Annotated in this window: 34 protein-coding genes and 1 pseudogene; all 35 read right to left on the bottom strand. The window is 43.5% G+C overall.

Translation table 11 applies throughout. The features are described from left to right. Entirely contained in the window at nt 1-405 is a 405-nt protein-coding gene (locus ACTS9Y_RS00475) for a hypothetical protein (protein ID WP_442584057.1), read from the bottom strand. Nucleotides 406-432: 27 nt separating this feature from the next. Then, the gene (locus ACTS9Y_RS00470; protein WP_442584056.1) at nt 433-810 is read right to left on the bottom strand and encodes a hypothetical protein; all 378 of its coding nucleotides are present in this window, start codon (nt 808-810) and stop codon (nt 433-435) included. 117 nt (nt 811-927) lie between these two features. Further along, complete coding sequence (locus ACTS9Y_RS00465) at nt 928-1,329, bottom strand: hypothetical protein (protein ID WP_442584055.1); 402 nt, start codon at nt 1,327-1,329, stop codon at nt 928-930. A 39-nt stretch (nt 1,330-1,368) separates the two neighbouring features. Continuing rightward, entirely contained in the window at nt 1,369-1,656 is a 288-nt protein-coding gene (locus ACTS9Y_RS00460) for a hypothetical protein (RefSeq protein WP_442584054.1), read from the bottom strand. A gap of 26 nt (nt 1,657-1,682) precedes the next feature. Then, the gene (locus tag ACTS9Y_RS00455; RefSeq protein ID WP_442584053.1) at nt 1,683-4,940 is read right to left on the bottom strand and encodes a hypothetical protein; all 3,258 of its coding nucleotides are present in this window, start codon (nt 4,938-4,940) and stop codon (nt 1,683-1,685) included. 65 nt (nt 4,941-5,005) lie between these two features. Next, nucleotides 5,006-5,446, bottom strand: a complete 441-nt coding sequence (locus ACTS9Y_RS00450) for a hypothetical protein (RefSeq protein WP_442584052.1) — start codon at nt 5,444-5,446, stop codon at nt 5,006-5,008. Nucleotides 5,447-5,512: 66 nt separating this feature from the next. Continuing rightward, entirely contained in the window at nt 5,513-6,241 is a 729-nt protein-coding gene (locus ACTS9Y_RS00445) for a hypothetical protein (protein ID WP_442584051.1), read from the bottom strand. Nucleotides 6,242-6,505: 264 nt separating this feature from the next. After that, nucleotides 6,506-7,015, bottom strand: coding sequence for a hypothetical protein (locus tag ACTS9Y_RS00440; RefSeq protein WP_442584050.1), 510 nt, complete (start codon nt 7,013-7,015; stop codon nt 6,506-6,508). A 30-nt stretch (nt 7,016-7,045) separates the two neighbouring features. After that, nucleotides 7,046-7,357, bottom strand: a complete 312-nt coding sequence (locus tag ACTS9Y_RS00435; protein WP_442584049.1) for a hypothetical protein — start codon at nt 7,355-7,357, stop codon at nt 7,046-7,048. 76 nt (nt 7,358-7,433) lie between these two features. Next, a pseudogene (tuf, locus tag ACTS9Y_RS00430) lies at nt 7,434-7,580 on the bottom strand (elongation factor Tu); the annotation flags it as partial. A gap of 8 nt (nt 7,581-7,588) precedes the next feature. Then, nucleotides 7,589-7,912, bottom strand: a complete 324-nt coding sequence (locus ACTS9Y_RS00425) for a hypothetical protein (protein ID WP_442584048.1) — start codon at nt 7,910-7,912, stop codon at nt 7,589-7,591. Between the two features lie 111 nt (nt 7,913-8,023). Further along, on the bottom strand, nt 8,024-9,124 hold the full coding sequence (locus tag ACTS9Y_RS00420; RefSeq protein ID WP_442584047.1) for a phosphoadenosine phosphosulfate reductase domain-containing protein: 1,101 nt from the start codon (nt 9,122-9,124) through the stop codon (nt 8,024-8,026). A gap of 1 nt (nt 9,125) precedes the next feature. Further along, a complete protein-coding gene (locus tag ACTS9Y_RS00415; protein ID WP_442584046.1) occupies nt 9,126-9,398 on the bottom strand; it encodes a hypothetical protein in 273 nt (90 codons plus the stop codon). A 65-nt stretch (nt 9,399-9,463) separates the two neighbouring features. After that, nucleotides 9,464-9,958 carry a hypothetical protein gene (locus ACTS9Y_RS00410; protein ID WP_442584045.1) on the bottom strand — a complete coding sequence of 165 codons (495 nt, stop codon included), beginning with the start codon at nt 9,956-9,958 and terminating at the stop codon, nt 9,464-9,466. A gap of 377 nt (nt 9,959-10,335) precedes the next feature. After that, complete coding sequence (locus tag ACTS9Y_RS00405) at nt 10,336-10,827, bottom strand: hypothetical protein (protein WP_442584044.1); 492 nt, start codon at nt 10,825-10,827, stop codon at nt 10,336-10,338. Between the two features lie 9 nt (nt 10,828-10,836). Then, nucleotides 10,837-11,271 (bottom strand): hypothetical protein, encoded by a 435-nt coding sequence (locus tag ACTS9Y_RS00400; protein ID WP_442584043.1) that lies wholly within the window; start codon nt 11,269-11,271, stop codon nt 10,837-10,839. Between the two features lie 8 nt (nt 11,272-11,279). Beyond that, the gene (locus ACTS9Y_RS00395; RefSeq protein ID WP_442584042.1) at nt 11,280-11,561 is read right to left on the bottom strand and encodes a hypothetical protein; all 282 of its coding nucleotides are present in this window, start codon (nt 11,559-11,561) and stop codon (nt 11,280-11,282) included. Between the two features lie 74 nt (nt 11,562-11,635). Continuing rightward, nucleotides 11,636-12,346, bottom strand: coding sequence for a hypothetical protein (locus ACTS9Y_RS00390; protein ID WP_442584041.1), 711 nt, complete (start codon nt 12,344-12,346; stop codon nt 11,636-11,638). A gap of 66 nt (nt 12,347-12,412) precedes the next feature. Further along, nucleotides 12,413-12,706 carry a hypothetical protein gene (locus ACTS9Y_RS00385; protein ID WP_442584040.1) on the bottom strand — a complete coding sequence of 98 codons (294 nt, stop codon included), beginning with the start codon at nt 12,704-12,706 and terminating at the stop codon, nt 12,413-12,415. 284 nt (nt 12,707-12,990) lie between these two features. Beyond that, entirely contained in the window at nt 12,991-13,491 is a 501-nt protein-coding gene (locus ACTS9Y_RS00380) for a hypothetical protein (protein ID WP_442584039.1), read from the bottom strand. A 14-nt stretch (nt 13,492-13,505) separates the two neighbouring features. Beyond that, nucleotides 13,506-13,715, bottom strand: coding sequence for a hypothetical protein (locus tag ACTS9Y_RS00375; RefSeq protein ID WP_442584038.1), 210 nt, complete (start codon nt 13,713-13,715; stop codon nt 13,506-13,508). A 16-nt stretch (nt 13,716-13,731) separates the two neighbouring features. Continuing rightward, nucleotides 13,732-13,920 (bottom strand): hypothetical protein, encoded by a 189-nt coding sequence (locus ACTS9Y_RS00370; RefSeq protein ID WP_442584037.1) that lies wholly within the window; start codon nt 13,918-13,920, stop codon nt 13,732-13,734. Between the two features lie 46 nt (nt 13,921-13,966). Beyond that, nucleotides 13,967-14,296 (bottom strand): hypothetical protein, encoded by a 330-nt coding sequence (locus tag ACTS9Y_RS00365; protein ID WP_442584036.1) that lies wholly within the window; start codon nt 14,294-14,296, stop codon nt 13,967-13,969. Between the two features lie 12 nt (nt 14,297-14,308). Further along, complete coding sequence (locus tag ACTS9Y_RS00360; RefSeq protein ID WP_442584035.1) at nt 14,309-15,679, bottom strand: hypothetical protein; 1,371 nt, start codon at nt 15,677-15,679, stop codon at nt 14,309-14,311. Between the two features lie 11 nt (nt 15,680-15,690). Next, complete coding sequence (locus ACTS9Y_RS00355; protein ID WP_442584034.1) at nt 15,691-16,440, bottom strand: hypothetical protein; 750 nt, start codon at nt 16,438-16,440, stop codon at nt 15,691-15,693. Next, nucleotides 16,440-16,775 (bottom strand): hypothetical protein, encoded by a 336-nt coding sequence (locus tag ACTS9Y_RS00350; protein WP_442584033.1) that lies wholly within the window; start codon nt 16,773-16,775, stop codon nt 16,440-16,442. Before ACTS9Y_RS00350 ends, ACTS9Y_RS00355 begins: the two co-directional genes overlap by 1 nt. 73 nt (nt 16,776-16,848) lie before the next feature. Beyond that, complete coding sequence (locus tag ACTS9Y_RS00345; RefSeq protein ID WP_442584032.1) at nt 16,849-17,736, bottom strand: hypothetical protein; 888 nt, start codon at nt 17,734-17,736, stop codon at nt 16,849-16,851. An 85-nt stretch (nt 17,737-17,821) separates the two neighbouring features. Continuing rightward, nucleotides 17,822-18,280 (bottom strand): hypothetical protein, encoded by a 459-nt coding sequence (locus ACTS9Y_RS00340; RefSeq protein ID WP_442584031.1) that lies wholly within the window; start codon nt 18,278-18,280, stop codon nt 17,822-17,824. Between the two features lie 9 nt (nt 18,281-18,289). After that, nucleotides 18,290-18,742 carry a hypothetical protein gene (locus ACTS9Y_RS00335; protein ID WP_442584030.1) on the bottom strand — a complete coding sequence of 151 codons (453 nt, stop codon included), beginning with the start codon at nt 18,740-18,742 and terminating at the stop codon, nt 18,290-18,292. Between the two features lie 199 nt (nt 18,743-18,941). Then, nucleotides 18,942-19,301, bottom strand: coding sequence for a hypothetical protein (locus ACTS9Y_RS00330; RefSeq protein ID WP_442584029.1), 360 nt, complete (start codon nt 19,299-19,301; stop codon nt 18,942-18,944). Then, the gene (locus ACTS9Y_RS00325; protein WP_442584028.1) at nt 19,301-19,786 is read right to left on the bottom strand and encodes a hypothetical protein; all 486 of its coding nucleotides are present in this window, start codon (nt 19,784-19,786) and stop codon (nt 19,301-19,303) included. Before ACTS9Y_RS00325 ends, ACTS9Y_RS00330 begins: the two co-directional genes overlap by 1 nt. 25 nt (nt 19,787-19,811) lie before the next feature. Continuing rightward, entirely contained in the window at nt 19,812-20,060 is a 249-nt protein-coding gene (locus tag ACTS9Y_RS00320; protein ID WP_442584027.1) for a hypothetical protein, read from the bottom strand. Continuing rightward, nucleotides 20,053-20,484 carry a hypothetical protein gene (locus tag ACTS9Y_RS00315; protein WP_442584026.1) on the bottom strand — a complete coding sequence of 144 codons (432 nt, stop codon included), beginning with the start codon at nt 20,482-20,484 and terminating at the stop codon, nt 20,053-20,055. The genes ACTS9Y_RS00320 and ACTS9Y_RS00315 overlap by 8 nt, the downstream gene beginning before the upstream one ends. 38 nt (nt 20,485-20,522) lie before the next feature. Next, on the bottom strand, nt 20,523-21,131 hold the full coding sequence (locus ACTS9Y_RS00310) for a hypothetical protein (protein WP_442584025.1): 609 nt from the start codon (nt 21,129-21,131) through the stop codon (nt 20,523-20,525). A 14-nt stretch (nt 21,132-21,145) separates the two neighbouring features. Continuing rightward, on the bottom strand, nt 21,146-21,418 hold the full coding sequence (locus tag ACTS9Y_RS00305; protein ID WP_442584024.1) for a hypothetical protein: 273 nt from the start codon (nt 21,416-21,418) through the stop codon (nt 21,146-21,148). Between the last annotated feature and the right edge of the window lie 5 nt (nt 21,419-21,423).

Below are 21,423 nucleotides of genomic sequence, written 5' to 3'. Positions count from 1 at the left end.
TCACTGCTTTGCCCCTGTGCTAATCACCATAGATGCCACTCTTGCAGCTGCATACGCTCTTGCGCGGTGCTTATTGTTGCTATGGTTGATGATGCGCTCAAATGCCACTAGCGGGGCACTAAGCTTATCTGGATGGTCCACAAGAACTGTAACCCCGTCTGCATCTGTCAGCACAGAAAGTGTATAGCTCTCAGATAATTTCGATTCAACCTGGTACGCCACGTCAAAGTCCATAACTGGGTCCCAGATGTACTTCTGACCTCCAGCCGAATCAAACGTGTGCAGGATTGCCAAATGTCGCTCTAAGTCAGGGTTTGCCAGTGACTTGCATTCACCGGTAATGCCCATGAATTGACCAGCAAGCTCAATGACTTTCTGCTTAACGTGTAATTCTGCCGTTTCCATTCCGATTCCTATCTATGTTTGATTTTTTTAAACTGCCATTGTGGTGGAAATTTTAACCTTGCAGCTGATCGCGTCTTTCTTGATCCCGTCTTCAGCTGAAGGAATATATCCACGCAAGCGGTTTGCTTTATCCTTGCCCAGTACCAGCAACCCTAATTCAATCGCACCCTGCGAGCGTTTCGCAACAAACAGATCAGTACAACGCTCACTTGGCGCTTTAATACCCTTGTTACTGCTCACAATGCGCTCTAGGCGCGTTTCAAGCTCTGTATCCTTAACCAACACTATACCAACCGATTTTCCGCCCTTGTACGTGTACACCGTGAATTCTTGCTCGTTTGCTGATACTTGAAAGGCGAGGGCGGCCATAGTAATTGCTGTAAATACCGATAGATGCTTTTTCATAATCAATCCTAATAAGTGAGTAAGGCCACTATAGCAATTCAAGCCTTGCAGTTTGCCGATACAACCTATAAGCAAAAAAAATACCCCAAATGGGGTATTCGATTAATTTAGCGCCGGTTATCCAATAGTGGCCGCGTTTACCATGCATTCACCTGTACTCCAGTCGTAACCTCTTTTCGTAAGCACGCGCCTGGCCGCTTGTACTGATTCAAATTCCGGATCGCCACTGGCACGATCCAGCAACCTTTCGATTTGTGTGAGCGGTCTGTATACGCCAGCTCCAACAAGGTCGTCATACTCATCGCGCAACTCATCACGCTTTAGTATGACTAAGTGATCCTTCCTGGCCTGCGCCAATACCTGCATGCGGTGAGTGTTTGGGCTTTTATTGAGCGAGCTACGATGTAATGCAGCTTCTCCAATGTCTTGACGACTGCCTCCGTTAATCGCCGCGTATGTCTCAAAATCCATGACGATAGGGCTAAACAGTGAAATCTGACCTTGCCTTGATACTTCCATACGACCTCCAGCGTTTATCTATGACTGGAGTTTACCAATTCAGTGGCTACCTTTTACCGAATGACGTTCTAACACTGTCCAGAAGGTTGTATCACCTGAAACAACCTCTTTAACAAGCCAGCGCTCGCTCTTAATTGCGTTCATTGTCCAGTATGTCTTGCTCGGCAAGAAACTAAGTACAGCGTGTGTATAAGGCGCTTTCCACCAAACTGCATCAAACCATGGTGATTTTACTTCCCTTAATTTCAAATCATGAAAGTGATGTGCATCTAACATCACTATTGGAACCAGAAATAATAGGCTGTAAAAACCTAATACTTTACCCATAATATCTAACCTCGAATTATTCTGAATCACTTACCCGATACATCGGCATTTGCGGTTTGAAAATACACACCTTTAATACCTTGCTCATCAATTTCAATGCCTTCATCTTGATTGAATCCAAGCTGCTCTATAGCTTCATCCCTGGCTTTTCTTGTCACGTAAATTGATTTGCCAGCACTAAATCCGCTAAAGCCAAATTTATCGCGCATCAAGTCACTTGGTACGCTCCTGAATGCATCAAATTTACCTGCTACTGAAAAGTAAACTGTTTTTCCACTGGACATATCTTTTACATGAGCAATGGTATGCAATTCGTAATTTTCCGGAATTTTAGTGCCATACATCTGATCAATAACACATTTACCATCTACGGCTAACCCACCGTGTAGGTAAGTTTTCTTCACGCCAATAGTCTTTTTATCGAAGTCGTATTCAAATCTACGGCTGATGAACTGTTCATGTGTTAACTCTTCTTCGTGTGCAGTTGCTAAATGCCAAGACTTAGAGCTAGGTTTTACGCCCCAGACCGCTTCTACACATGAATTCCATAGATTTTTTTCTGCATACTGATTGAAGAATCTATTTGCAGCTTTTTTATCCTGGTAAATCTTAATGTATTTGACTCTGAACTCTTCCCGGCATTCTTCGTTTGGTGCTAAGTGATAAAGCAATCCCGCATGCTCACGGCTTAAATAGATCACGTTAAGTCTTACATTGCCATCACTGATATAACCATCGTAGTAGCCGCCAATAGGCGCAAATATTAAAGGTTCAACAACTTGACCTTTACTTAAATCGCTTCGCTCCATGCCCCATTTATACACCTCAAGCTTAAATTGTTCTGGGCTTAAAGCCTTGCTGTAATCTTTCAAGACTTGTACACCATCATCCAGCATTTTCATGAACCGCTCCTTTACTTTGTAATCAGTAAATACAGAATTCTTATAGAACTGGGAGATATCAGGAGAATCGTACAAGCCTTTTTCAGACGCATTCATTTTCCGTAACACGTCCATCGTTTCAGACTTTACAGTGAATCCGTCCAGTGACTCGCTAAGCGTCAGCTTGTTTACGAACGGAAAATCTTCAAGCACGTTGTCAAATTGCTCTGGTTTAGCTTTTGTATATGCCACAAACTCTGACTTACCATTTAAAGCAATTTTTAGCAGTTCATGACCCATTCCGATCACAAAAGCTTTTACCGCTTCAACCTTGTGGCTATTGTCTGTGGTGACTGCTGCCATGTGATTCAGTAATGATTTGATATCTTTGCTGCTGCATTCGCCTACTACTGGCAAGGGTTTACCGTTATTTTCAGCGCGCCAGGCTGCCACTGTGTTTGAAACAATAGATTGTCTGTTTCCGGGTGATCCAATTTTTCCTACTTCTAACGATTCCAGTAGATATGCCCGTGTTTTGGCTTCAGCTTCTCTTTCAGCCTTAATGTGCCCAAGCATCAGCTTAAAAAACCGAATATATTGAACATGGTTTTTTCTCGACCCCCGGTGGTGTATGTAATACTCGATGTCAGATGGTTCTACTGCATCAATGCATAAGCCGTTAATGCTTTCTGATTTAAGATCTTCCAGCCTCAACTTGATATTGGCGTTAAACACTCTTGAATTGTTATTCCAGTGGCTTGTAGCTGGAACCTCTATAAAAAGCTCATTAGCTTTTCTGTAAACCACTTTTACGGATACATCTTCAGTAAATTTGTTGATGCGGCTACTATTGTGCCTGCTGCGACTATACAAAATCGGGCAATTCTCACTTGTAGCATATCTAAACCAATCAGCAATAAATCTGCTGCCATGGCGAATATTGCGATTGTGCGAAAAAGCCCAGTCAATCACATCTGGCCTCACGTCCGGATTAGGCAACATTCCCTCGCCATCATCATCATGCAAGAAGCTGCAATGCGTTTCCTGAAACTTCATTGATATGAAGTCTATGTTTTTTGGACCTTCATAGAATTTGCCGAACAGGTTTTCTCTGTGATCTAAGCCACATACCATAATTAAGAAGCGCTTGTAATGCAGTGCGTGCGCCTCATGCTGGCTAAGCTTGTTAGTGTAGGCGATTGACTCAAAGCTAATTTCAGATCCATCTATACCCCTGAAAATGCTGTCCTGATCGCTTTTTGACGGGAAAAGCCTTGATGTACCCAGGTGAGATTCGATTGGCGATACAATCTGGAACAGGTTGTCACCATCGCGCGCCAGCATAAATACCTTCTGGTTTTCCTCGTTCATCATGGCATTCACATAAGAATTATCTGAATAATTTTTGTAATGATTTGTGGTTGCCATTACGAGTATGCAGCGTTCTGTCGGGAATATTTGATTTACCAAATCAATATTCTTTTCTAACTCTGCAAAAAATAGTCTGTGCTTCGAGAAGTCGAACCAATCCTCAATATCTAAGTGGCTTGCAAGCTCTTCATCCATCATCAGCTTACGCTGTACAAACGTTAATGGAATATCGCTTGCAGCCGAACTTCCTGATTTAAGCCGGTTAACATGTACATTTTTACCAACATACAAATCAAGTGACTCAATTCCCTTCATTAGCTTGTCAACGTATGTCCGTATATCTTCAGTCTGTGCAAGCGCCAGGGCTGCTTTTTCCTCAAAATACGGGGTCATTTCAGCCAGTGTTGATGATATCTTTGCTGTTGCTCCTTTAATCCAGTCAGCTTTTATTGTTGCAATTTTGTGTTCGCGTTGAGCTGTGAGTTTTATGCCCTCTATTGCAGCTGGTGTAATACCTGTGCTGATCGCGCCGGCTACGCCACCACGAACAAAATCATGTGCATTCTGTGCTGAAATTGCTGGCAATCCAGCTGATCCCTCACTACTAAGCCGACTCTCTACGATTGCGTTAAGGATTGTAGGGTTTGTCTGAGCTTCCATAAGCTCTTTTTGATGGAGTCCAGCCCGGTTTTGTATCTCCAGTAATTCTCTGTTTCTGGTCTCGTCCGGATTTTCCTCAAACTGAAAGTTATCCAGGAACTCAGCCAAAAGGAACGGATGCTCTCTGAAGACGCGGCTAGTTTTGCTTTCAGGACCACCAACTTGAACATATTGGCCGAATATTGAAGGATGAGTCCGCAGAATAATGGTGTGCGGCCTTTCGTCAACATACTTGATTGACTGTATCATCAACACGAAACCTTCATTGATGCCATCATATTTTCCGTGCATTGCGCGCCAGAACTGACCAGATTGTAATGACTGGAATTTTTCTACACGGTCGATGTTGTTTTGTTCAGCTGGTGTATTCACTTTTTATTGCTTTCTCAAGTATCTATGCATCAATATTAGCAATTACACCTTGATTATTTGCCGAATCAATCTTCCGCCGAAGGCGTAGGTGGAATCTTGTTAGATTGCACTTTAACCGCTTCAGCAAAACGATCCATGTTCGATTGCCCTATGTATTCAAGCGCATATTTCTTCAGCCCCCACACATCCTGAATAACTCCAGCAATTTCTAAATGCTCACCAAGCCTATTTGCCTCGTCAATATTGGCTAAAAAGTAATCCAGACCGCCCTGCAACCCGTTTGCATCGCAAGTATCCTTTAGCGCGAGCGAATGATCACCGTTTAAAACTAAGAAAATATGCCCATTAAGTACCAGCGCAGTAGTAGCGCATCCATAATTAGCTGAATATGCATTGTAACTAAGGTGATACCCAGTGAAACTCAATGTCACATTTGGGCTTAACTCATTGGTTACAGGTATGCGTGCAGGTTTAAATCCAGCTTTAAGAGTGTCTAGTGATGGCATTTCTATTCCTTTGCTATGATGTGTACAGCATACCAACTCTATGATGGAGATTAGCCAAACAAGACGTTAGATTTTAGTCTTATGCCCTTCATGCACTGCATTGCCGGCTCTATTGCACGCCGCCATTCTTGCCTGGAAAAGCATATTTGAATGTTTTGTTATCTCGATACGTGACCATGAGTAATGTCCACGATCTACGCCTAAACCATAAACTGCTAACGTCTTCCGAAGATTTTCTGATCTGCCTACCAATTCCGCAAACTCACCTTCTGTTGTATTAACCAGTTCATTATTCTCACCCACTTCTTTAATTGCATTAACCAGAGCGCTTTCTATTTGTTCGTTGTACGCGTAATAGGGTGTATTAACGTAATATGCCCACTTACGGTCATCATCAGCATATTTTGAATTGACAGATTCCCTTAGATACTTGATCTGGTCAACGATCACGAATGCAATCCCAACATCTACCTTGGCATCTAATCCATCCTTGAATTTAACTGTCATTTCTTTGCTATGCGTTTTACTACCAACATCATCAAATAAGACAACACAATTTGAATTCAGTCTTTTCACCTTTACCTTATATAAATCCCACAAACTCACAAATTTGAAGTCAGCAGGTTTAAACTGCTTCCATGTAGCCCCGCAGTCATGGCTGTAAGCTATAAGTCCTGTGTCGGTACCTACTTCAAATTCCACATAATTTTTTGAATCTTGATATTCCCAAAAAAAAATCAGCCCTATAAATGCCGACAATAAATAGGGCGCGGATTTAAAGAAACCATTAATCATAAATACTCCATTTTATTTATTTGATGTAGCTCATCGTCTAGAACCCGCCTACATTTATTCAATAGCCCTTGTGTCCCAATTCACTTTTCCAAGTGGACTATATCCGCCCACTATACCAAGCACGGCTTGGAAATTTTCCGATACAGTAGGCTACAAGTGGCTGCCCTAAACGCGGTGATAGCGTGCCTACGACCACGCAAACAATCAATGCGATAAGCTCAATAACTGCGATACCAGGCAATAGAAAAATGCGTAGCTTCTTCATTACAGAGCCGCATTCTTCCTGTTAATGTATCCGGCGATATCGCCATTGATCAAATACTCAAAGCTAATTTTTGCGTAAGAGTTTTCCACGGTCTCCAGCATTTTCTTCGTGGTGTACCAGATAAGTGCAATAAACCCTGTCCATGCCAGCGTCATTTCAAGGTAGTGGGCAAGGTCGTGAGACTTGACCAGCATTACAAAATTGCCAACTATCGCAAGTGCGACTAAAAATATAACAAAGATACTTTTAAACGTTTCGCGGCTGCGCCCATAACGATTGTATACAGCCGCACTAAAGGTAATGGTACCGAATACCCAGGCAATACAAATTAAGAAAACTGCCACACCCAGACCGCTTTCACTTTCACGCATGGACCAGATCCAATTAATCACTTCGCCTTGCGCTTCTGGATGTAAAAACGATACTGCTGCTGAAAACAGCACGGCCAAGCAATATGTGACCCATAAAACCGTTGCCAGTCTTACAACCTGATGTTTAAGCTTCAACATTTCACCCTCCCTTTATTATCTATTTTCGATTTATTCAGTGATACTCAACCGCAGTACCGGCTCTGAAGCTTTATTTCGCTTTAGCTGACCAACAACGTTGCCAGTACGGTCAGTAATGATTATGCCGCTTTCAGACACGCTTTTAGCCGATAGGCCAAGGCTTTCATCGTTCTCCCAATCTACCTCGTACCTATGCAGGAAGTATCCACGTTTGATGAGAATCAACTTGTGGCGGCGCATGATGAAATCATTTACCAGGCTACGGCCAAGCATGAAAAGTAGCCCAATAAAATTGACAAGGATTAACCCACCTAGCAGGCTGTCATTCAATGTAATGTTCATTATTAAACTTTCCGATATCTTGTTCAATTTCGTTTAAAGATTTGTTCTGCTCAGCTGGTTCAAGCCTCAGACCTTCTTCATCAATACCACTGTGGCCGCCCACAAACTTCTTGCTCAAAATGGATGTAATAGCTGCTGTTACCGCCATCTTACGATGGTCTAAGTGACCAATCGTACCGACCCAGATTGTTGGCTTAGTGCGCTCAAACTTACCTTTAGCCATTGCCTGCCTTAATCAATGCGCCCGGTATCAATAAACTTTTGAAGCTGGCCTACAAGTGCAATGGCTGTTTCGCGGTCTATCTCAACTTTCGCGTGCTGGAATACTTCTGAAGGAATAGGGTAGATTTGGTGCCCAACGTTACTTTCAGGCTTCAGCCCTAGCTTTTCTGCGTCACGGCAGAAGATTGTGTTTTGAACCCTTACCGTACCTATCCACAGTCTTTTTTCAACCGTGCGGCCAGTCTGCAATATGCACTCTGTACCGTTACAGTCTGTGAATGTTAGGTGAGGGAAGTTGCCCTCTGACGATCCTGCTGTAAACCCTTTAAACATTAAAGCGCCCTTATTATTTGATAACTGATTATCTCAAATCGACCCATCGTATCCGCCGATTGAATAAGGCATACATAAGCAATAAAGAATCCAACATCGATATTTCTACAATCAGCTTGGCCCACAGCTTCCATGCGAGAACGCACCAGCTGGCATCACCCACTGACTTGAAGGCACTATTATTGGTAAGTCGTATTCTTTCTTAACCGCCTGCAACAAGGCTTCATGGTCGTGAATCACCAATGGCTTAGCTTGTTTAGAAATATCTACAATGCTTATTTTGCTGCGGCTGATCGTGGTGTTGAATCTTCGCTCGTATCCCGCAATATCATCCAGCGAGCCGGGGAAGTATTCTCTCAATGTTGCCCAAATCTCTGGGGAGTTGAAAATGCACTTCATGCAGGAACTGCGGCCCCATCCTAAACGGTAGGGCACAGGTGCTGACACACCATGACGGCGCAAGATATCCCACACTTGCTCTTCAGACCACTCCAGTACAGGCCGCCATGCATCAATATGACGTGCTAGGCGACCGCTACGCCTGTCGCATACATGTGCCTCAAGTTGATTGTATTTCGCGCGATTAGGGCTTTCTTCTCTGCGCTCCCCGGTAATGAATAGCACCTTCTGGCCGTTGAATCTTGATTGATTGGTTAAAGCTCTGCGTCCAACGTCGATCTTTAAAGCAGAACTGCACCAGCGTGTTTGCAGGCTGGCTGATACTTGGGGAAACTTTAAGCGTGTACCAGGCTGCGCTCTCTCTGTATCCCGCTCCAATTTAACTAGACCGTCGGGTGTTTCAACCCAGTGCGGTTTGCTGAAACTGTTCTCTTTGAGCATTTCGCCCTCGAATCCGCCTTCAAGCCATGAAAAATAAATAGGTATCCCAAATGCCTCGGCAAATTTCTTGCAGTAGCTTTCTGTGAATCTCCAGTCCACCAGAGTGGACCCTTCACGGCCATCAACATCGTGATGCCAAAGCTCCATCTTGCTGCGGTCTACTCCCAAATCTAACAGATGGAGTAGGGATGCGATACTGTCCTTTCCTGAAGAAAATCCGACTATATACATGTCGTAATCCAGTGTTATCTCAGGTGCGCTAAAGAATGTGCCGGCCTTTGCGGGTTTTACGTCAGTGCCAGGGAAAAGCCCTAGCTGATGCTTCAGTGAAGGGATAACGACAGTATCATCGTACTGATGGGATACGTTCATACTAGAACTCACATGCCAAAATGACTAATGCACGCAATTGGTGTGCCGCAAGCGCACCCTGATCCTTCAATGCTGCCGTAATTTTTTCTAAATTGGATGCTTTAGACGCGTATCTCAGGACCAGTAACCACTCGCGTAGTATTTCACGGCGGTCACGCTTCATGCGATTGTGTATGGCTTGATTGCCAACGATAATCTGAGCGTTTCTGAATGGGAAATTTCCGCGAATAGCGGTTTTGCTAATTTGGATTAAATCTTCTGGCTTTGTTCTCATGTCGCACCCCTATAATTGATAACCAATTATATTAAAAAGGGTGCTTCATAATGCCGATTGGGTGATTAGCCTGCTAGATATGAACCTTCATACCGGCTCATAAGTTGATGCCTTTTGAAACCCGTGAAATTCTTCATTTCATCGATTTCGGCCCTTATTAATAAGCGACCTTGCTTCTGGACCGATTCCCAATATTTTTTGATCTCGGGATCATTCGCCAAATCTCCTATGATTACTTTTGCCAGGGAGTGATTAATCTCTACAAATTTGCTCCCGACTATATCTGAATCTTTGTGAACATACTCAGTTTCCATAAAGGTAATGAGCGCGAATAGCAAGAAACCTGCGGCCAGCAACATGATAAGCAGTTCCTGCCTGGTTGACACAAGTAATCCGTAGTATTGCTTACCGGCCAGAAATAGGCCTGCCACGATGAACAGTACAGCGCCAAACCATTTAAGTAGTGACCAGCCTAGATATACCCGATCTCTACTCTTACGCGCTCTGGCAATAGCAAACTTACTAATTGGTTTGTTTCTAATATCGATTTTTACCATCATCGAAACTCACTATTAACAAACTGAATCTTATCGAACGATTACTTAATATTTGTTTGATTAAGCAATTATTTTGATTGATTGAATACAGGATTTACTCCTGAAACATTAGATGACATTCCTATACTATTAAAAATTCCCGCGAAGACGGGTAAAGGTGGATTTAAATAGATCCCGGATATGTCTGGCTGTACTCTTGAAATCTAATAAGACGAAAAATACCGAAATTACAATGCAAGCATTAACCATAATAACGCCGATGCCATAAGCCCCGTATAGCGCTAATTGGTTAAACCCAGTGTTGAACATTAGCCACTCTGATCCGAATTTCAGCAACGTCCCCACAGCTAAAGTGATCAGCCAATAAATGTGAAGTCTCATCATTGCTGCTCAATTGCACTTTTAGTAGAAAGTAATACGGCCTTTGCCAGTCTTGATTCAATCCGCGCAGTCTCTGTGCTTTTCAAGTATTCATCCAAGCTCGCAACAGCAACTTTGAGATTCCTGTTTGTTTTTGCTTCTGAAAGATTCTTCACCAGTTCCACCGGCAATGAGTGTCCTGAATTAACAGTGTCTTCAAGCAGTTTACTGATTACTCCCTTTTCTGAATTCGTTATTTTCTGATTCGCCCAACTTTGAAATGTCCAAAAAGCTGCCAATAGCGCGAGTCCACCTGCTATTAAGCCAATTAATCCAAAAGTGCCAACGTTGCCAGGCTCCAATTCTGAATATTCAGGCCAGTTTTGAGGTAGTTGATAAAAAGCACTCGAAATGAGTATAAGAAATACACCTAAGAAAATCAGCGCACCCACAAAATCATTCTTGTGATCAACACAATTTGGCATTCCGTCTTTACTGCGTCCGTATTCCATACTTTCTCCTTAAGCAACTGCTTCCAATTTATGTAGACCGGCTGCCAATTCGTTACTCACTGTCTGGTTAAGTGAATTGCAAACCCAATCTAATATCGATTTTTTGAATTCTGGCCCTGGATTAGTATCTACATCGAGGTTACAAATCCTCAGCGTGCCACATACCAATGTTTCATTCCCGTGGTGCCAACGCCCTGTAAGTGGCGCCGGATTCATCCTGTTTGTTGATGAATGCTGCTCTATGACAACGCTCAGTGCACCTAGACTTTCAAATAAACTGTAAGTGGCAGCCGTGCTTTTGCCTACAGTTCCTTCATCAGTTAAAACATGAACCTGTTTTGTCAGTTCATCAACCTCGATTTCCATCGGATGATTCCACTTGCCAGTTGCCTGGTTGAAAGTCCAGATTGATCCATCATCATCTATAAAACACTTAATTTGCATCGCTTACCTTACTGCAACAAAAATTCTGCTACCACTGAAGTTAAAATCATTGAGATCACAGCAAAGAGTGTGAAAACAGCTAAATGCCTTGCGCCTTGCGTAATACGCACGCCAAACTCGTTTAAAAGCGCACCAGTCAAGAAGCTACTCAACATCACAAATGCTGAAGACTTTGTATAGTCTGCACCCACCAATTGCATCAATATCGCCCAACCAATCACTGATATTAAAAATGCTCTAGTGATTGCGTTGAAGCCTGGATATTTGAGTTCTACACCTAAAATTGTCATTGTTAATACGCCTTAAAATTAACATCGATTGAATGCTGTAATTTTACCAATCAACCTATCTCCTTGTGCCGAATCTAGGCTGCAATCCTTAACCCCTGATTGATTTGCCTTCCGCGCTCTTCCAGCTGCTCATTCCAGAATGCTTTCATAGCTTCCACTTCACCATTTACTAGCACTCGGCCATGCTTTGCCACATTACGGTAATAAACCTCGTTCTCAGCGAATTGCATATATTCACTGACTTCTATAATTGAATCAGTCCCGGTGTATGTGTACATGTCCAGTTTGTTATCAGCTACCTGTTTGCTCCGGACAAGCTTTTCCGTGACAAATAGAATAATCAGGTACACCGACACAAACAGAAAGAAATTAATGTTCGGTTTATTCACGTAGATTTTGAATAACGAAACTATTAAGTATGCTCCAAGAAAGCCGCGACAAAGCCCTCCGAATATAAAGTCGTTAAGCTGAATTTCCTCCCATCGAATATAGTCTGGCTTCAGATATTTAAAATTACCAAAATATCCAACAAACAGCATGGTGGAAAACACGCCGGCGAGCATTTTGTCGTTAAGGCTCAACTCCATTATTCCCATAATCGAAAATCTTGCCGTTGCATCATCCAGGAAGTATTGAAAACCAAAGTTGACCAAAAGCAGGTAACTCGCAGCCATAAAGATATACGCTTTCCATTTCGTTTTCATGGCATCACGCGCAAGCTTTGTGCGCTCCACGGCTAGTTCCACCGCAGATAATGGTTCTTTTGATATGCTGAAATTATTCATTGCTTAGTGCTTTCTGGTACATGCTTTATGTGCTGAACACATTAATTTATGTGCTGGAGTAGGGGATTAGTGCCACGAATCAAATTTATAGGGCGAAGTGACGGCCACTACGATCCGACTGCCGCGCAAATCCTCATCTTTTGTATTACACGCTTTATTCAGCCGCTTGATGTCTTTCAGCTTATTTAAATTAAGGTCTAACAAAATGATTTCTGGTTTTTTCTGGATGCACTCGAAGTAGATATCTTCTACTCTGATCAGCTTTGCTTCTGATTTAGTTTGAATGAGAGGCCCAAGGTAAACATCACCTAGTACGGCCACCATTGCCGCCAGAACAATCAATTGAATGCGGTTAACCATTGGCCTTACCTCCAATTGAATTAACGCTTAACAGGCTGTGTTGAGAATTCATCTCATATCCTTTTATATTTCGTCTTTGCTTCTGCAAATTCTGTACCAATGTAATAGCCCGATTGGGCTAATAGTCCGATTGAAATATATCAAAACAGGATGTGATTTTTGCCGAACAAAAAAAAGCCCCAGTAACGGGGCTTTGAGAGAGAGAGGTTATGGCTGATAACCTACTCGGAAGTGTGCTTGCTCATAGAACTATGTTGAATGATACTCTGCAATAAAGTGTTTGGCTAAAACTTAACCGAATCCATCAGCTGATTATTTGCTGCAAAGCCGTTACCAACGCTCACGATGCCTTTAATTCTGCTTATGCACTGTTTGATCCCTTCAGCCGTAGCCAGTAGTTCTTTGAACTTTACCGAATCAATAGCAATTTTATCGAAGCAATCGTTCATCGACCATTCAAGCTGCGACACATCCCCGGTGGATAGCTCATCATTAGCCGCTTTGATCAAAACCATAGCACGGGCAATCTGGTAAATGAATCTATCTTCGACGCTTCTTGATTCAACCTCGGAATCACGTTCGATAGCTTTACAAACGCCAACCAGCATATTTGCATTCTGCTCAAATAATAGCTTCATGACTGACAATATACCTACGCCAACCATGCTATTGCGTTTAGCGGTAGCATCTATCAGTTTTAAAACCTGGCCGTGGAATTTAACCATCCACCATGTCTTGCTGACAACGATTTTCAGCAGGCCGCCCATTAACCCATGCTTTGCCATACTAGAACCTAAAACTAATATCCAACATTGAACCCGCCCAGTTGATGCGGCTTCTCCAGCAATACTCTGCAACGTTCCACCAGGTCGTTATTCTTAACAGTGCCATCTGCCCCGTGCGCAACGATTTTCTTGAATATGACCCTTAACCTTGATTCATCAATTTCAAGCGCTCCAAGGCTCAGCATGCTGATTTTAGATGTCATTGTTTGTTCAAGAACTGCCAAGTTGATACTCTCCAATTTAACCGCCAATGACGCTAACGCGATTATCGTTAGCCCCAACGCAAATACTATAATTAACCTCAAAAAAACCAGGCTTTTCAGCTGCTGCTTTGAAATACAAAGTGCCTTCAGTGCTATCCCCTGTTGCAATTGCTTGAGCTGCATTTTCCAAGATGGTTACTAATTCTTCTCTACTTTTTATTACCATGAAAATTCCTTGATTAACATCCGTCAATAAGCAATTTCCAATCCACTTAATACTCCGATCTCCTTTTTTCGACTTCGTAAGTTGCCAGGCACGATTCCGTAATCAATTCTTTGCTTTTTGTTGCCCTAAAAAAAGAAGCTCTCTGACAATTCATCATCAGTAACTGCCGCTCAGATGGATGCTCTTCCGCATACGCTTTCACGTCATTGAAACATGCCCTCATGACTGATTGTTGCTCGCATGAGTCCATATATTCAAGCGACTTATCAGGAAAAAGGGCGTTGTATGTGATGTAGAGCAAGAATGTCGTAAACATTGCTAATACCCAGTATGTTCCTGGATGTGGTTTTGTGCTCAACGCTACATCTTCACTCATGTTAATTTCCATTTATGCTGCTACGCTTGATGATTCTGTGTTTAATCCAACTTCGATTTGTTTGCACAAGAACTCAAACGGATTTTCTTCAATTTTCGCCTGGTTAATAGCTACTTCCATGTTTTCCCATACCGCGCGCTTATAGTCTGGCTCGCTAACATGAATACCACGGCAGGATAACAATCGCTCCAGCTCAGCAATGATGTTTTGGCGCATGTGTTCCGGTGTAAATTGAAGCCCCGACTCAATATACCTTGTTGCACGGTTAATAATGCCCATCCACGACCGTCCCATGCCATGCATCATGCAAAGGGTGAGTATTTGATCAATAAAAATGCTCAGTGCATTTTCAGTTACCAGGTATTTTTGCTCTTCCGGATTTGGCTCCCGGCCAAGTGCAAGTGGTTGCGCGCCTGAATCAACAAAAACCTTAGTGAAATTCACTGACTCCAGCAATTCAGTCACTAGGGCAAAGCTGGTGCCGCCTTGCTTCATCATGGCTTTATACTCATCAATTACACCAGCTGATTGTTTAATCAATGACAGCATGTGTTCCTGCTGCAAATAGAACTGCGTCTTGTTTGCTTCCGTGAAGTGCTGATAGGCTTCTACGCGCTCCGGCAGTACCTTCCATATCTGGTCAATTGTTAAGGCCTTGTTGCCAGCCCAACGCTCACCCAATTCCCCTGTATCATTCGCCCAAGCATCATTCCAGACGCGGATATCATGAATCACTTTATTTCCAACATCGTTTAAACGGCAAATAGCGTAAGCAATTGGATTCGACATGTATTCCGATATCGGGTCCCGCAAAACGTATGCGGTTGGATTCTCAAGATGATTTTGGATCACTTTAAGTGCTGCTCGATCACTATCACCTGTGCCGCTCGTTGTTAACACGTTGCATGCAGTAATCAGTGCCTCTCGCAGCTGAAGCTCTATCAGTGGCTGTGGGCTGGTGTAAAACTTAGTTCCTACTGGAAAATCATCATTCACCCATTCCAGGGTAGGCTCTTCCTTCATGAAATCCGCCAACTTAGAAAGCTTTACTGTTGCAACTGGCACATCATGCGTATGCTCACAATCGATCACTGCACCATACTTGCTAAGCGCACCAATCGCCATGTCTAGCATATCGTTAACAAAGTCTGCGAAATGTTCCTCCACGGCCTTTTTAGCTTCTGCTTCACTTGCGTACCCAAGCTTACCCTGGTTGTCCAGTTTAGCTGCCCATAGGTTATCGCCTGCATTGTTTACCACCTCACCTCTGTGGCCCATGCATTCAAAGTGCCACATTGGATGTTCATTGCAATACCCTTGACGTACCCATTGAATCTCATAGGGTTTTGCTTTGATTAACCCGATATTTAAACCTAAAGACATTTCAGCCCCTTTTAATCTACTCTCGAATATTTAATTACCCAGACCCACGGGTTAAGCTTCCAGGAACCCGCACCGTAAATGCTTTCCCAAAGTTCCTTAAACGCGTCTTTGGCGCTGGAGTATTTTGTGACCGATTCTTCGCTCGCCATGTATGCATAATTGGGTAGGGGATACTCAGTATCTCGCCATTGATGCTCTACCTTAATCACGCCTTCAGCTGCTGCATCCTTCTCAGTGATGTCCTGAAGTCGTTCTAATCGGATATCGATAATTTCCAGCATTAATCGACTGTACGCTTTAGGCATGAAACGTGCCGACCGCTTGTACCAAGCTACTGTATCACCATCAGCTTTGCGGCGACCTCTACGGTAACTTGTTGGCGGATCAAAAAGGACCCCTGGTTCAGTTGGCACAAAGCGCCATTTCGCCTTTTTCCCCTTCTTAGTAACCATTCCCTTTACAAGTTCCCAACGACCACGCTCAAAGTATGTTTCGCGGACGTACAGCCTGTCACCGCGTACACCATATGGGCAAACATGTTGCTCAGTCATATTAGAGCCGTCAACCAGTTTGGTGCTGAATTCAGCCTGATATTGCGGTGTTTTCATATTTGGGATGAGGTTTAAACCTTTGAAGGATATATTCCCTTCAACAGCCACATCTTTAAAAGGTATTGATTGAAGTAACCGGCGAGAATTGGTCTTCAGACCTGCCCGGCTCATATTCGCCATCGGCGTAGTAAACAGGAATCCGCGGTCCATTATGCCGCCTCAAGCAATGCTTGCGATTGCTCATATACAGTTTTCGCGTGATTGATGTCTGAATCAGCAATTTCTGAATAATCAACCCATGGAAAGTTTTCGTGGTCGTGATCGCTGGCCCGGCTGCCTTTGCGCGCTTCAGCTGCTTCATCTACAATTCGCTTCAATGCTGCCAGTGGCTCACGTTGAACAGTTTTAAGAAACGATAGTAGGGCTTTGCGGTCAAATTCATAGGTTGTTTTACCATCATGGTTGCTATCACTAGCAGTGCCATGCATGTCTGCCAATTCCCAAATTGTTTTTACTGCCGGCTCTTGTGCGTTTACGATTTCCATTGCTTGTATCCAGTGTATGATTATTTTCAGACTTACAGCCCCATCGCACGACAGGGCTACGCTGGTGGTTTGATTAAGCTGCCTTTTTTAGCGCCTTCAGCTCTTTTTCAGTGGTGACTTTAGGATATTTCCATGCGTCATCATTGATCAGCGCGTTAAACGCGTCTGCCAGGCATTCAAAAGTGAAGTTGTCGCCGCCTTCCATGACCAATTCATCATTCACCAGCAAATCATAAGTGTCATAGCCGAAGTCGTATGCCAGTGAAATAGTTTGGTTTTCCAGCTTGAAGGTAAGGGTAGGCTTCTTATCGCCTGCGGAATCAGCATCCACATCGATGTATGTGAAACCTTCTTTGCGCAAGCCTGCATCGACCAGGGCGCATGAGATGAAGCGCATACCATCCGGCATGATGAGGTTGTTAATCTGGTCAATCATCTCCAGCAAGTAAGGCGACTTGATAACGCCATACTCAATACCTTCATTGATTTTTGTAGAACCACCAATTGTGTACACCGTAGAACCATCAGCATTTCTACGAGCCTCGCTAGTCGGGTGCCCGTCAATGAATTTTGGTGAATATGGCTTTACTTCAAACTTTTTACCAATTTGTCCCTCAAACAACTCAGGTTTTTCAAACACCGATTTTTCGGCAACCATAAATTTATTGCCAGTCAGCTTGAACGCCAACACATCATCAGAGTTAGCTACCAGCTTACCTTCAAAGCTGCCACCAAAACTAATATGCCCTAATGTGCCAACTGATACAGCATCTTTAGCGATCACATTGAATTGATAGTTTTTGGCCGTGCGGCTCAAATGCGGGTGTAGCAGTGTTTCAGCCAATGCACTCACTTTTTTCGCAAATACATTTCTGCGTGCCTTCGCATCATTAAAGCTATAAAGCTGTCCAGTGATAGCGCCCTTAACCAATTCATGCAGTCTTTGATTTTTGGTAGTCATAACTTCTCCGAATTAAGATGTCGTCAACGGCTTTGACGACTTAAGTGAATAATATCAATTTGAACTTATAGATCCGCCGATTGGATTAGCGCTCATCAGGCAAGTGGTGGATAACAGCATCATGCGCTAAGTGATTCTTGCAAACGTGATTAGCAGAACCATTAAACGGCGAGTGGCCCGGACCTGCGAGAAATGCATCGCCACGGCCATATTCCTGATAGTTGCTAGATTCCATGCAAAAGAAGCATGTCACTTTCTCTTCAGGCTCCAGGTCGTATACCGCATTGCTATCGTCAATTTCTGCAATTGCTTTCAGCTTTTCCGCGTAGGCCATAGTCAGAATTTTCAACATCTTGACCGTTTTCCCGGTAATGATGAATTTCTGTTTCTCCACCTCATTCGTGCTGAGATATAGCCCATACTTCTTTTTCTTAGTTACCGGGCATATCTCCGGTGAAATAATAAAAAACTTGTCCAGCCTGCTGACGTATGCGCTATGCCTTTCCTGATTCCGACTGTAATTCCATGATAGATTTAAATCCATTCAAGTCCCTTACTTAGTGAAGAATCCTACATCATGGATGATTGCATCAGCATCCAGATGCTTCGTGCAAATATGTTTAGTTGCCAAGTGTTGAGGTGAATGCATCGGGCCTGCAAAAAATGCCTGGTCCCGTGTTAACGTCTTGCGCTTACCATCCTGCTGGCATAAATGACATTCAACCATTTCTGATTCAGTGATCTTGAATACACCATTAACCTGCTGGCCGCCAAAAGCAATTTTAGATTGCTCCTGATAGATGATGTTTGGCAAGTCTGGGGATTGTGCTGCAACCGCCTTGAAAACGCGTTTCTGACCGCGCCGCCACTGCCTTAATTGAACCAATGCTCCTGCCAATTCAGTTCTTGTGCGGTCAGTATGAATCATTGGGCAAAACTTCGGCTGCTGGAAGCTTTGCTTGCGAGATGTGAATATTGAAAAGGTTGGGAATTCATATTCACGCATTACAACGCCATTGTGATTATGCTTTCTAGTGACCAGACTGACCATATGAAACCCCTTGAATTGGATATATGGTCAATCTTAGCAATTGTCGGCATTCAATTTGCCAAATGGGGTAGGGCTGGTTAGTTTGTTACTCTGACTGTGTAAACCTGTTGCGCTAATAACTCTTGCAGTGTTTTAGCTTCCGTATTTCCCTGTTCTAATCTGCTTGCACTGCGGTTTCTGACATAGTATCAGCAAGCAATGCAGCTGCTTGAGTTATCGCCACAGCTACCGTGCGCAACTCAATGCCATCATAGTCATTATAAAAAGCCCTTACAGGCTCAAAAAGTCGCGGGTGAAACACTTCTACATACTCAGGCTCGTATTTTGGCACCAGCTGCAAAGACACCATCAATTTGAAAGTTTCCTTATAGGAAGCTAGTGGGTTAAATTCAGATCCAGCCTCATTGCCATTCATGATGAAATACCCGCTGGTGATAACCGGGTGAATCTCATAGCCAATGGCTTTAGCCGCTTTAAACACCATGGCCTTTAAATCAATATCGCCTAAACGCATTAATACTCTTTCACCCCAAGCGCACTGCCGATCACCTTACGCATAAATTTATCTGCCGACTCTTCATCCACTTCCACGATGAAGCCATCGCTATCAAGCTCGCCTGGAATCAGCTCGTTTTTGATCAGTGCTTCATATACCGGGCCTTTGAATGCGCCTGCTTTAAACACCGTTAAACCCCGTGCCGGACCTTCAACCCATGCAGACATCAGCAAGTGCCCAAGATACTCTTTCAGCAACATATTGCCATTGCCTTCAATGTCTACGCGGATATCCAAACTATTTTCAATAGAATTCGGGATAACCATCAAACCATAGGTATCGCTACCGACTTTCCACGCCTCGCGTTGCAGGCCAGTCCACGGGTCAAATAGCCATGCTGTTTTGTGGTTCTTTTCACGCCATGCAGCTGCATCCGTAATAATTGGATTTGGCTTTCCGGTGGCCGGGTCAAATTTCATTGGAAGTCGTTGCGGGTCTGACATTATTGTTATTCCTTATTGAATTGACCTATTTTAACAAACTGGCCTTGCTGTTGCGCTGTTTGCTTGATTTCACTGCATCAATGCATTCTTCAAGCCTCATTAGCTGGCTAGGATTAAAACCCAGTGCTTCCAGCTCATCAAACGCGTATTTCATCGCACCAGCTCTGACTTTCTTTTCACTACCTGATAGGTCATGAAACATACCGTCTATGCTGTGGAAGGTATTTGCCAGCGCGAATACCTTAGATGCCAGTGCTAATTCAACTTTAGTCATTAGCAGCAATAAGCAGTTGATGCTCCCTGTAAGTGCGTCTGTACACTTCAATGAAGTATGCAAGAAACGAAATAAGGCACAAGCCAACCGCGAAGATAGAAAGTACGCTGAAGTTCGTGAAAATCAAACTAGCCATTGCAGCAACCAGGCTCGCAACAACCACGATCATGCTCTCAAGCGATCCCAAGCATACAAAAATTAAAGTGATGACTAAAGGGCTTACAACAGCTACCGAAACTGGATGCACCTTTGTGAATATATCCAGAATTTGAGTGAATGATCTGTGTTCGATTTCAGTTGTTACCGCCGCCCATAGGTGCGATACGCTACCAGGGCCAATGCAGATGCCATAGATTAACCATGCCAAAACAATCGCCAAACAGACGGTCACGCCCGGATTTACTTTACCAATCAATTTCCACATTACTAACTAGCTCCAAAATTAAATTATATGTTCGATTTTTACGGTAAGACTGATGCAGGCTCAGAACTGTCTGTGTGTTCAATGCCCAATGCTTTACAAGCAATCGCTCTCGCCACCCCAAAGTTGGTTGTACTACCTCGCAACTGATTAATCTCATGCAAAGCCGCCTGGAATTTACCAAGCAAAGCGAGTGATTCACTCTCTACCATGGTGATGCTAACCACCTCAGAGGCATATTTAATGCGGTTATTGATCATATGCCTGATGATCTCTTCAACTCTTGCTTTGGCGGCCTGCATCGACTCAAAACCGCGCTCTCCGCCACTGTCAACTTTCATGGTCCAAAGTTTATTGTCATTCGATAAGTAAACGTCACCAATGTGACCGAATACTTCGCACTTCAGTATTGGCTCATCGCAATTTTTGCCTGTTTGCACCCATTCAAATACAACCGGCTTCGCGTGCGCCTCCAGTTGTGTCATTAACATTTCTTGGCCGCATCCCCATACACGCCAGTCATCTTGCACTTTCCCATACTTATACCAGCCCGTATCGGGGTCTATCTCGTATGTGTACAAGTGCATGTTTTCTTTCGCGTGCCAGGCTTCAAATGCCTGACGCATAGCGCTTTTAACCTTATCACTCATGATTTCCAGTCCCATTATTTAACTAACTTCGATTTTTTTATGATGGCATCAACCTCATTCGTGAATGCCAGCTCTGGGAAGACCGCCAGACAAAGGCGCTCAAGCTCTGGATCATCCACTTCGCCAGATACGACCAGGCGCAGCGCTTCTGAAGCAATATCGAATCCAGATTCTTTCCTCGCCATCGCCATCTGCATGTTTTCATCAATGATGGATAATGTCTCAGCCTCACGTTTGCTGTTGTGCCCATCATCTTCAAAACTGTTTGTAAAACGGAAAATAGCCATTTCTC

Origin of the sequence: Methylophilus sp., from assembly GCF_052173275.1 — a bacterium.
Classification (GTDB): Bacteria; Pseudomonadota; Gammaproteobacteria; order Burkholderiales; family Methylophilaceae; genus Methylophilus.
This window is presented reverse-complemented; position numbering and strand designations above follow the sequence as displayed.

What these genes read in the sequence shown, in the direction of transcription:
- ACTS9Y_RS00475 (WP_442584057.1), bottom strand. Translation starts at nt 405, where the DNA reads ATGGAAACGGCAGAATTACACGTTAAGCAGAAAGTCATTGAGCTTGCT.
- ACTS9Y_RS00470 (WP_442584056.1), bottom strand. Translation starts at nt 810, where the DNA reads ATGAAAAAGCATCTATCGGTATTTACAGCAATTACTATGGCCGCCCTC.
- ACTS9Y_RS00465 (WP_442584055.1), bottom strand. Translation starts at nt 1,329, where the DNA reads ATGGAAGTATCAAGGCAAGGTCAGATTTCACTGTTTAGCCCTATCGTC.
- ACTS9Y_RS00460 (WP_442584054.1), bottom strand. Translation starts at nt 1,656, where the DNA reads ATGGGTAAAGTATTAGGTTTTTACAGCCTATTATTTCTGGTTCCAATA.
- ACTS9Y_RS00450 (WP_442584052.1), bottom strand. Translation starts at nt 5,446, where the DNA reads ATGCCATCACTAGACACTCTTAAAGCTGGATTTAAACCTGCACGCATA.
- ACTS9Y_RS00445 (WP_442584051.1), bottom strand. Translation starts at nt 6,241, where the DNA reads ATGATTAATGGTTTCTTTAAATCCGCGCCCTATTTATTGTCGGCATTT.
- ACTS9Y_RS00440 (WP_442584050.1), bottom strand. Translation starts at nt 7,015, where the DNA reads ATGTTGAAGCTTAAACATCAGGTTGTAAGACTGGCAACGGTTTTATGG.
- ACTS9Y_RS00435 (WP_442584049.1), bottom strand. Translation starts at nt 7,357, where the DNA reads ATGAACATTACATTGAATGACAGCCTGCTAGGTGGGTTAATCCTTGTC.
- ACTS9Y_RS00425 (WP_442584048.1), bottom strand. Translation starts at nt 7,912, where the DNA reads ATGTTTAAAGGGTTTACAGCAGGATCGTCAGAGGGCAACTTCCCTCAC.
- ACTS9Y_RS00420 (WP_442584047.1), bottom strand. Translation starts at nt 9,124, where the DNA reads ATGAACGTATCCCATCAGTACGATGATACTGTCGTTATCCCTTCACTG.
- ACTS9Y_RS00415 (WP_442584046.1), bottom strand. Translation starts at nt 9,398, where the DNA reads ATGAGAACAAAGCCAGAAGATTTAATCCAAATTAGCAAAACCGCTATT.
- ACTS9Y_RS00410 (WP_442584045.1), bottom strand. Translation starts at nt 9,958, where the DNA reads ATGATGGTAAAAATCGATATTAGAAACAAACCAATTAGTAAGTTTGCT.
- ACTS9Y_RS00405 (WP_442584044.1), bottom strand. Translation starts at nt 10,827, where the DNA reads ATGGAATACGGACGCAGTAAAGACGGAATGCCAAATTGTGTTGATCAC.
- ACTS9Y_RS00400 (WP_442584043.1), bottom strand. Translation starts at nt 11,271, where the DNA reads ATGCAAATTAAGTGTTTTATAGATGATGATGGATCAATCTGGACTTTC.
- ACTS9Y_RS00395 (WP_442584042.1), bottom strand. Translation starts at nt 11,561, where the DNA reads ATGACAATTTTAGGTGTAGAACTCAAATATCCAGGCTTCAACGCAATC.
- ACTS9Y_RS00390 (WP_442584041.1), bottom strand. Translation starts at nt 12,346, where the DNA reads ATGAATAATTTCAGCATATCAAAAGAACCATTATCTGCGGTGGAACTA.
- ACTS9Y_RS00385 (WP_442584040.1), bottom strand. Translation starts at nt 12,706, where the DNA reads ATGGTTAACCGCATTCAATTGATTGTTCTGGCGGCAATGGTGGCCGTA.
- ACTS9Y_RS00380 (WP_442584039.1), bottom strand. Translation starts at nt 13,491, where the DNA reads ATGGCAAAGCATGGGTTAATGGGCGGCCTGCTGAAAATCGTTGTCAGC.
- ACTS9Y_RS00370 (WP_442584037.1), bottom strand. Translation starts at nt 13,920, where the DNA reads ATGGTAATAAAAAGTAGAGAAGAATTAGTAACCATCTTGGAAAATGCA.
- ACTS9Y_RS00365 (WP_442584036.1), bottom strand. Translation starts at nt 14,296, where the DNA reads ATGAGTGAAGATGTAGCGTTGAGCACAAAACCACATCCAGGAACATAC.
- ACTS9Y_RS00360 (WP_442584035.1), bottom strand. Translation starts at nt 15,679, where the DNA reads ATGTCTTTAGGTTTAAATATCGGGTTAATCAAAGCAAAACCCTATGAG.
- ACTS9Y_RS00355 (WP_442584034.1), bottom strand. Translation starts at nt 16,440, where the DNA reads ATGGACCGCGGATTCCTGTTTACTACGCCGATGGCGAATATGAGCCGG.
- ACTS9Y_RS00350 (WP_442584033.1), bottom strand. Translation starts at nt 16,775, where the DNA reads ATGGAAATCGTAAACGCACAAGAGCCGGCAGTAAAAACAATTTGGGAA.
- ACTS9Y_RS00345 (WP_442584032.1), bottom strand. Translation starts at nt 17,736, where the DNA reads ATGACTACCAAAAATCAAAGACTGCATGAATTGGTTAAGGGCGCTATC.
- ACTS9Y_RS00340 (WP_442584031.1), bottom strand. Translation starts at nt 18,280, where the DNA reads ATGGATTTAAATCTATCATGGAATTACAGTCGGAATCAGGAAAGGCAT.
- ACTS9Y_RS00335 (WP_442584030.1), bottom strand. Translation starts at nt 18,742, where the DNA reads ATGCGTGAATATGAATTCCCAACCTTTTCAATATTCACATCTCGCAAG.
- ACTS9Y_RS00330 (WP_442584029.1), bottom strand. Translation starts at nt 19,301, where the DNA reads ATGCGTTTAGGCGATATTGATTTAAAGGCCATGGTGTTTAAAGCGGCT.
- ACTS9Y_RS00325 (WP_442584028.1), bottom strand. Translation starts at nt 19,786, where the DNA reads ATGTCAGACCCGCAACGACTTCCAATGAAATTTGACCCGGCCACCGGA.
- ACTS9Y_RS00320 (WP_442584027.1), bottom strand. Translation starts at nt 20,060, where the DNA reads ATGACTAAAGTTGAATTAGCACTGGCATCTAAGGTATTCGCGCTGGCA.
- ACTS9Y_RS00315 (WP_442584026.1), bottom strand. Translation starts at nt 20,484, where the DNA reads ATGTGGAAATTGATTGGTAAAGTAAATCCGGGCGTGACCGTCTGTTTG.
- ACTS9Y_RS00310 (WP_442584025.1), bottom strand. Translation starts at nt 21,131, where the DNA reads ATGAGTGATAAGGTTAAAAGCGCTATGCGTCAGGCATTTGAAGCCTGG.
- ACTS9Y_RS00305 (WP_442584024.1), bottom strand. Translation starts at nt 21,418, where the DNA reads ATGGCTATTTTCCGTTTTACAAACAGTTTTGAAGATGATGGGCACAAC.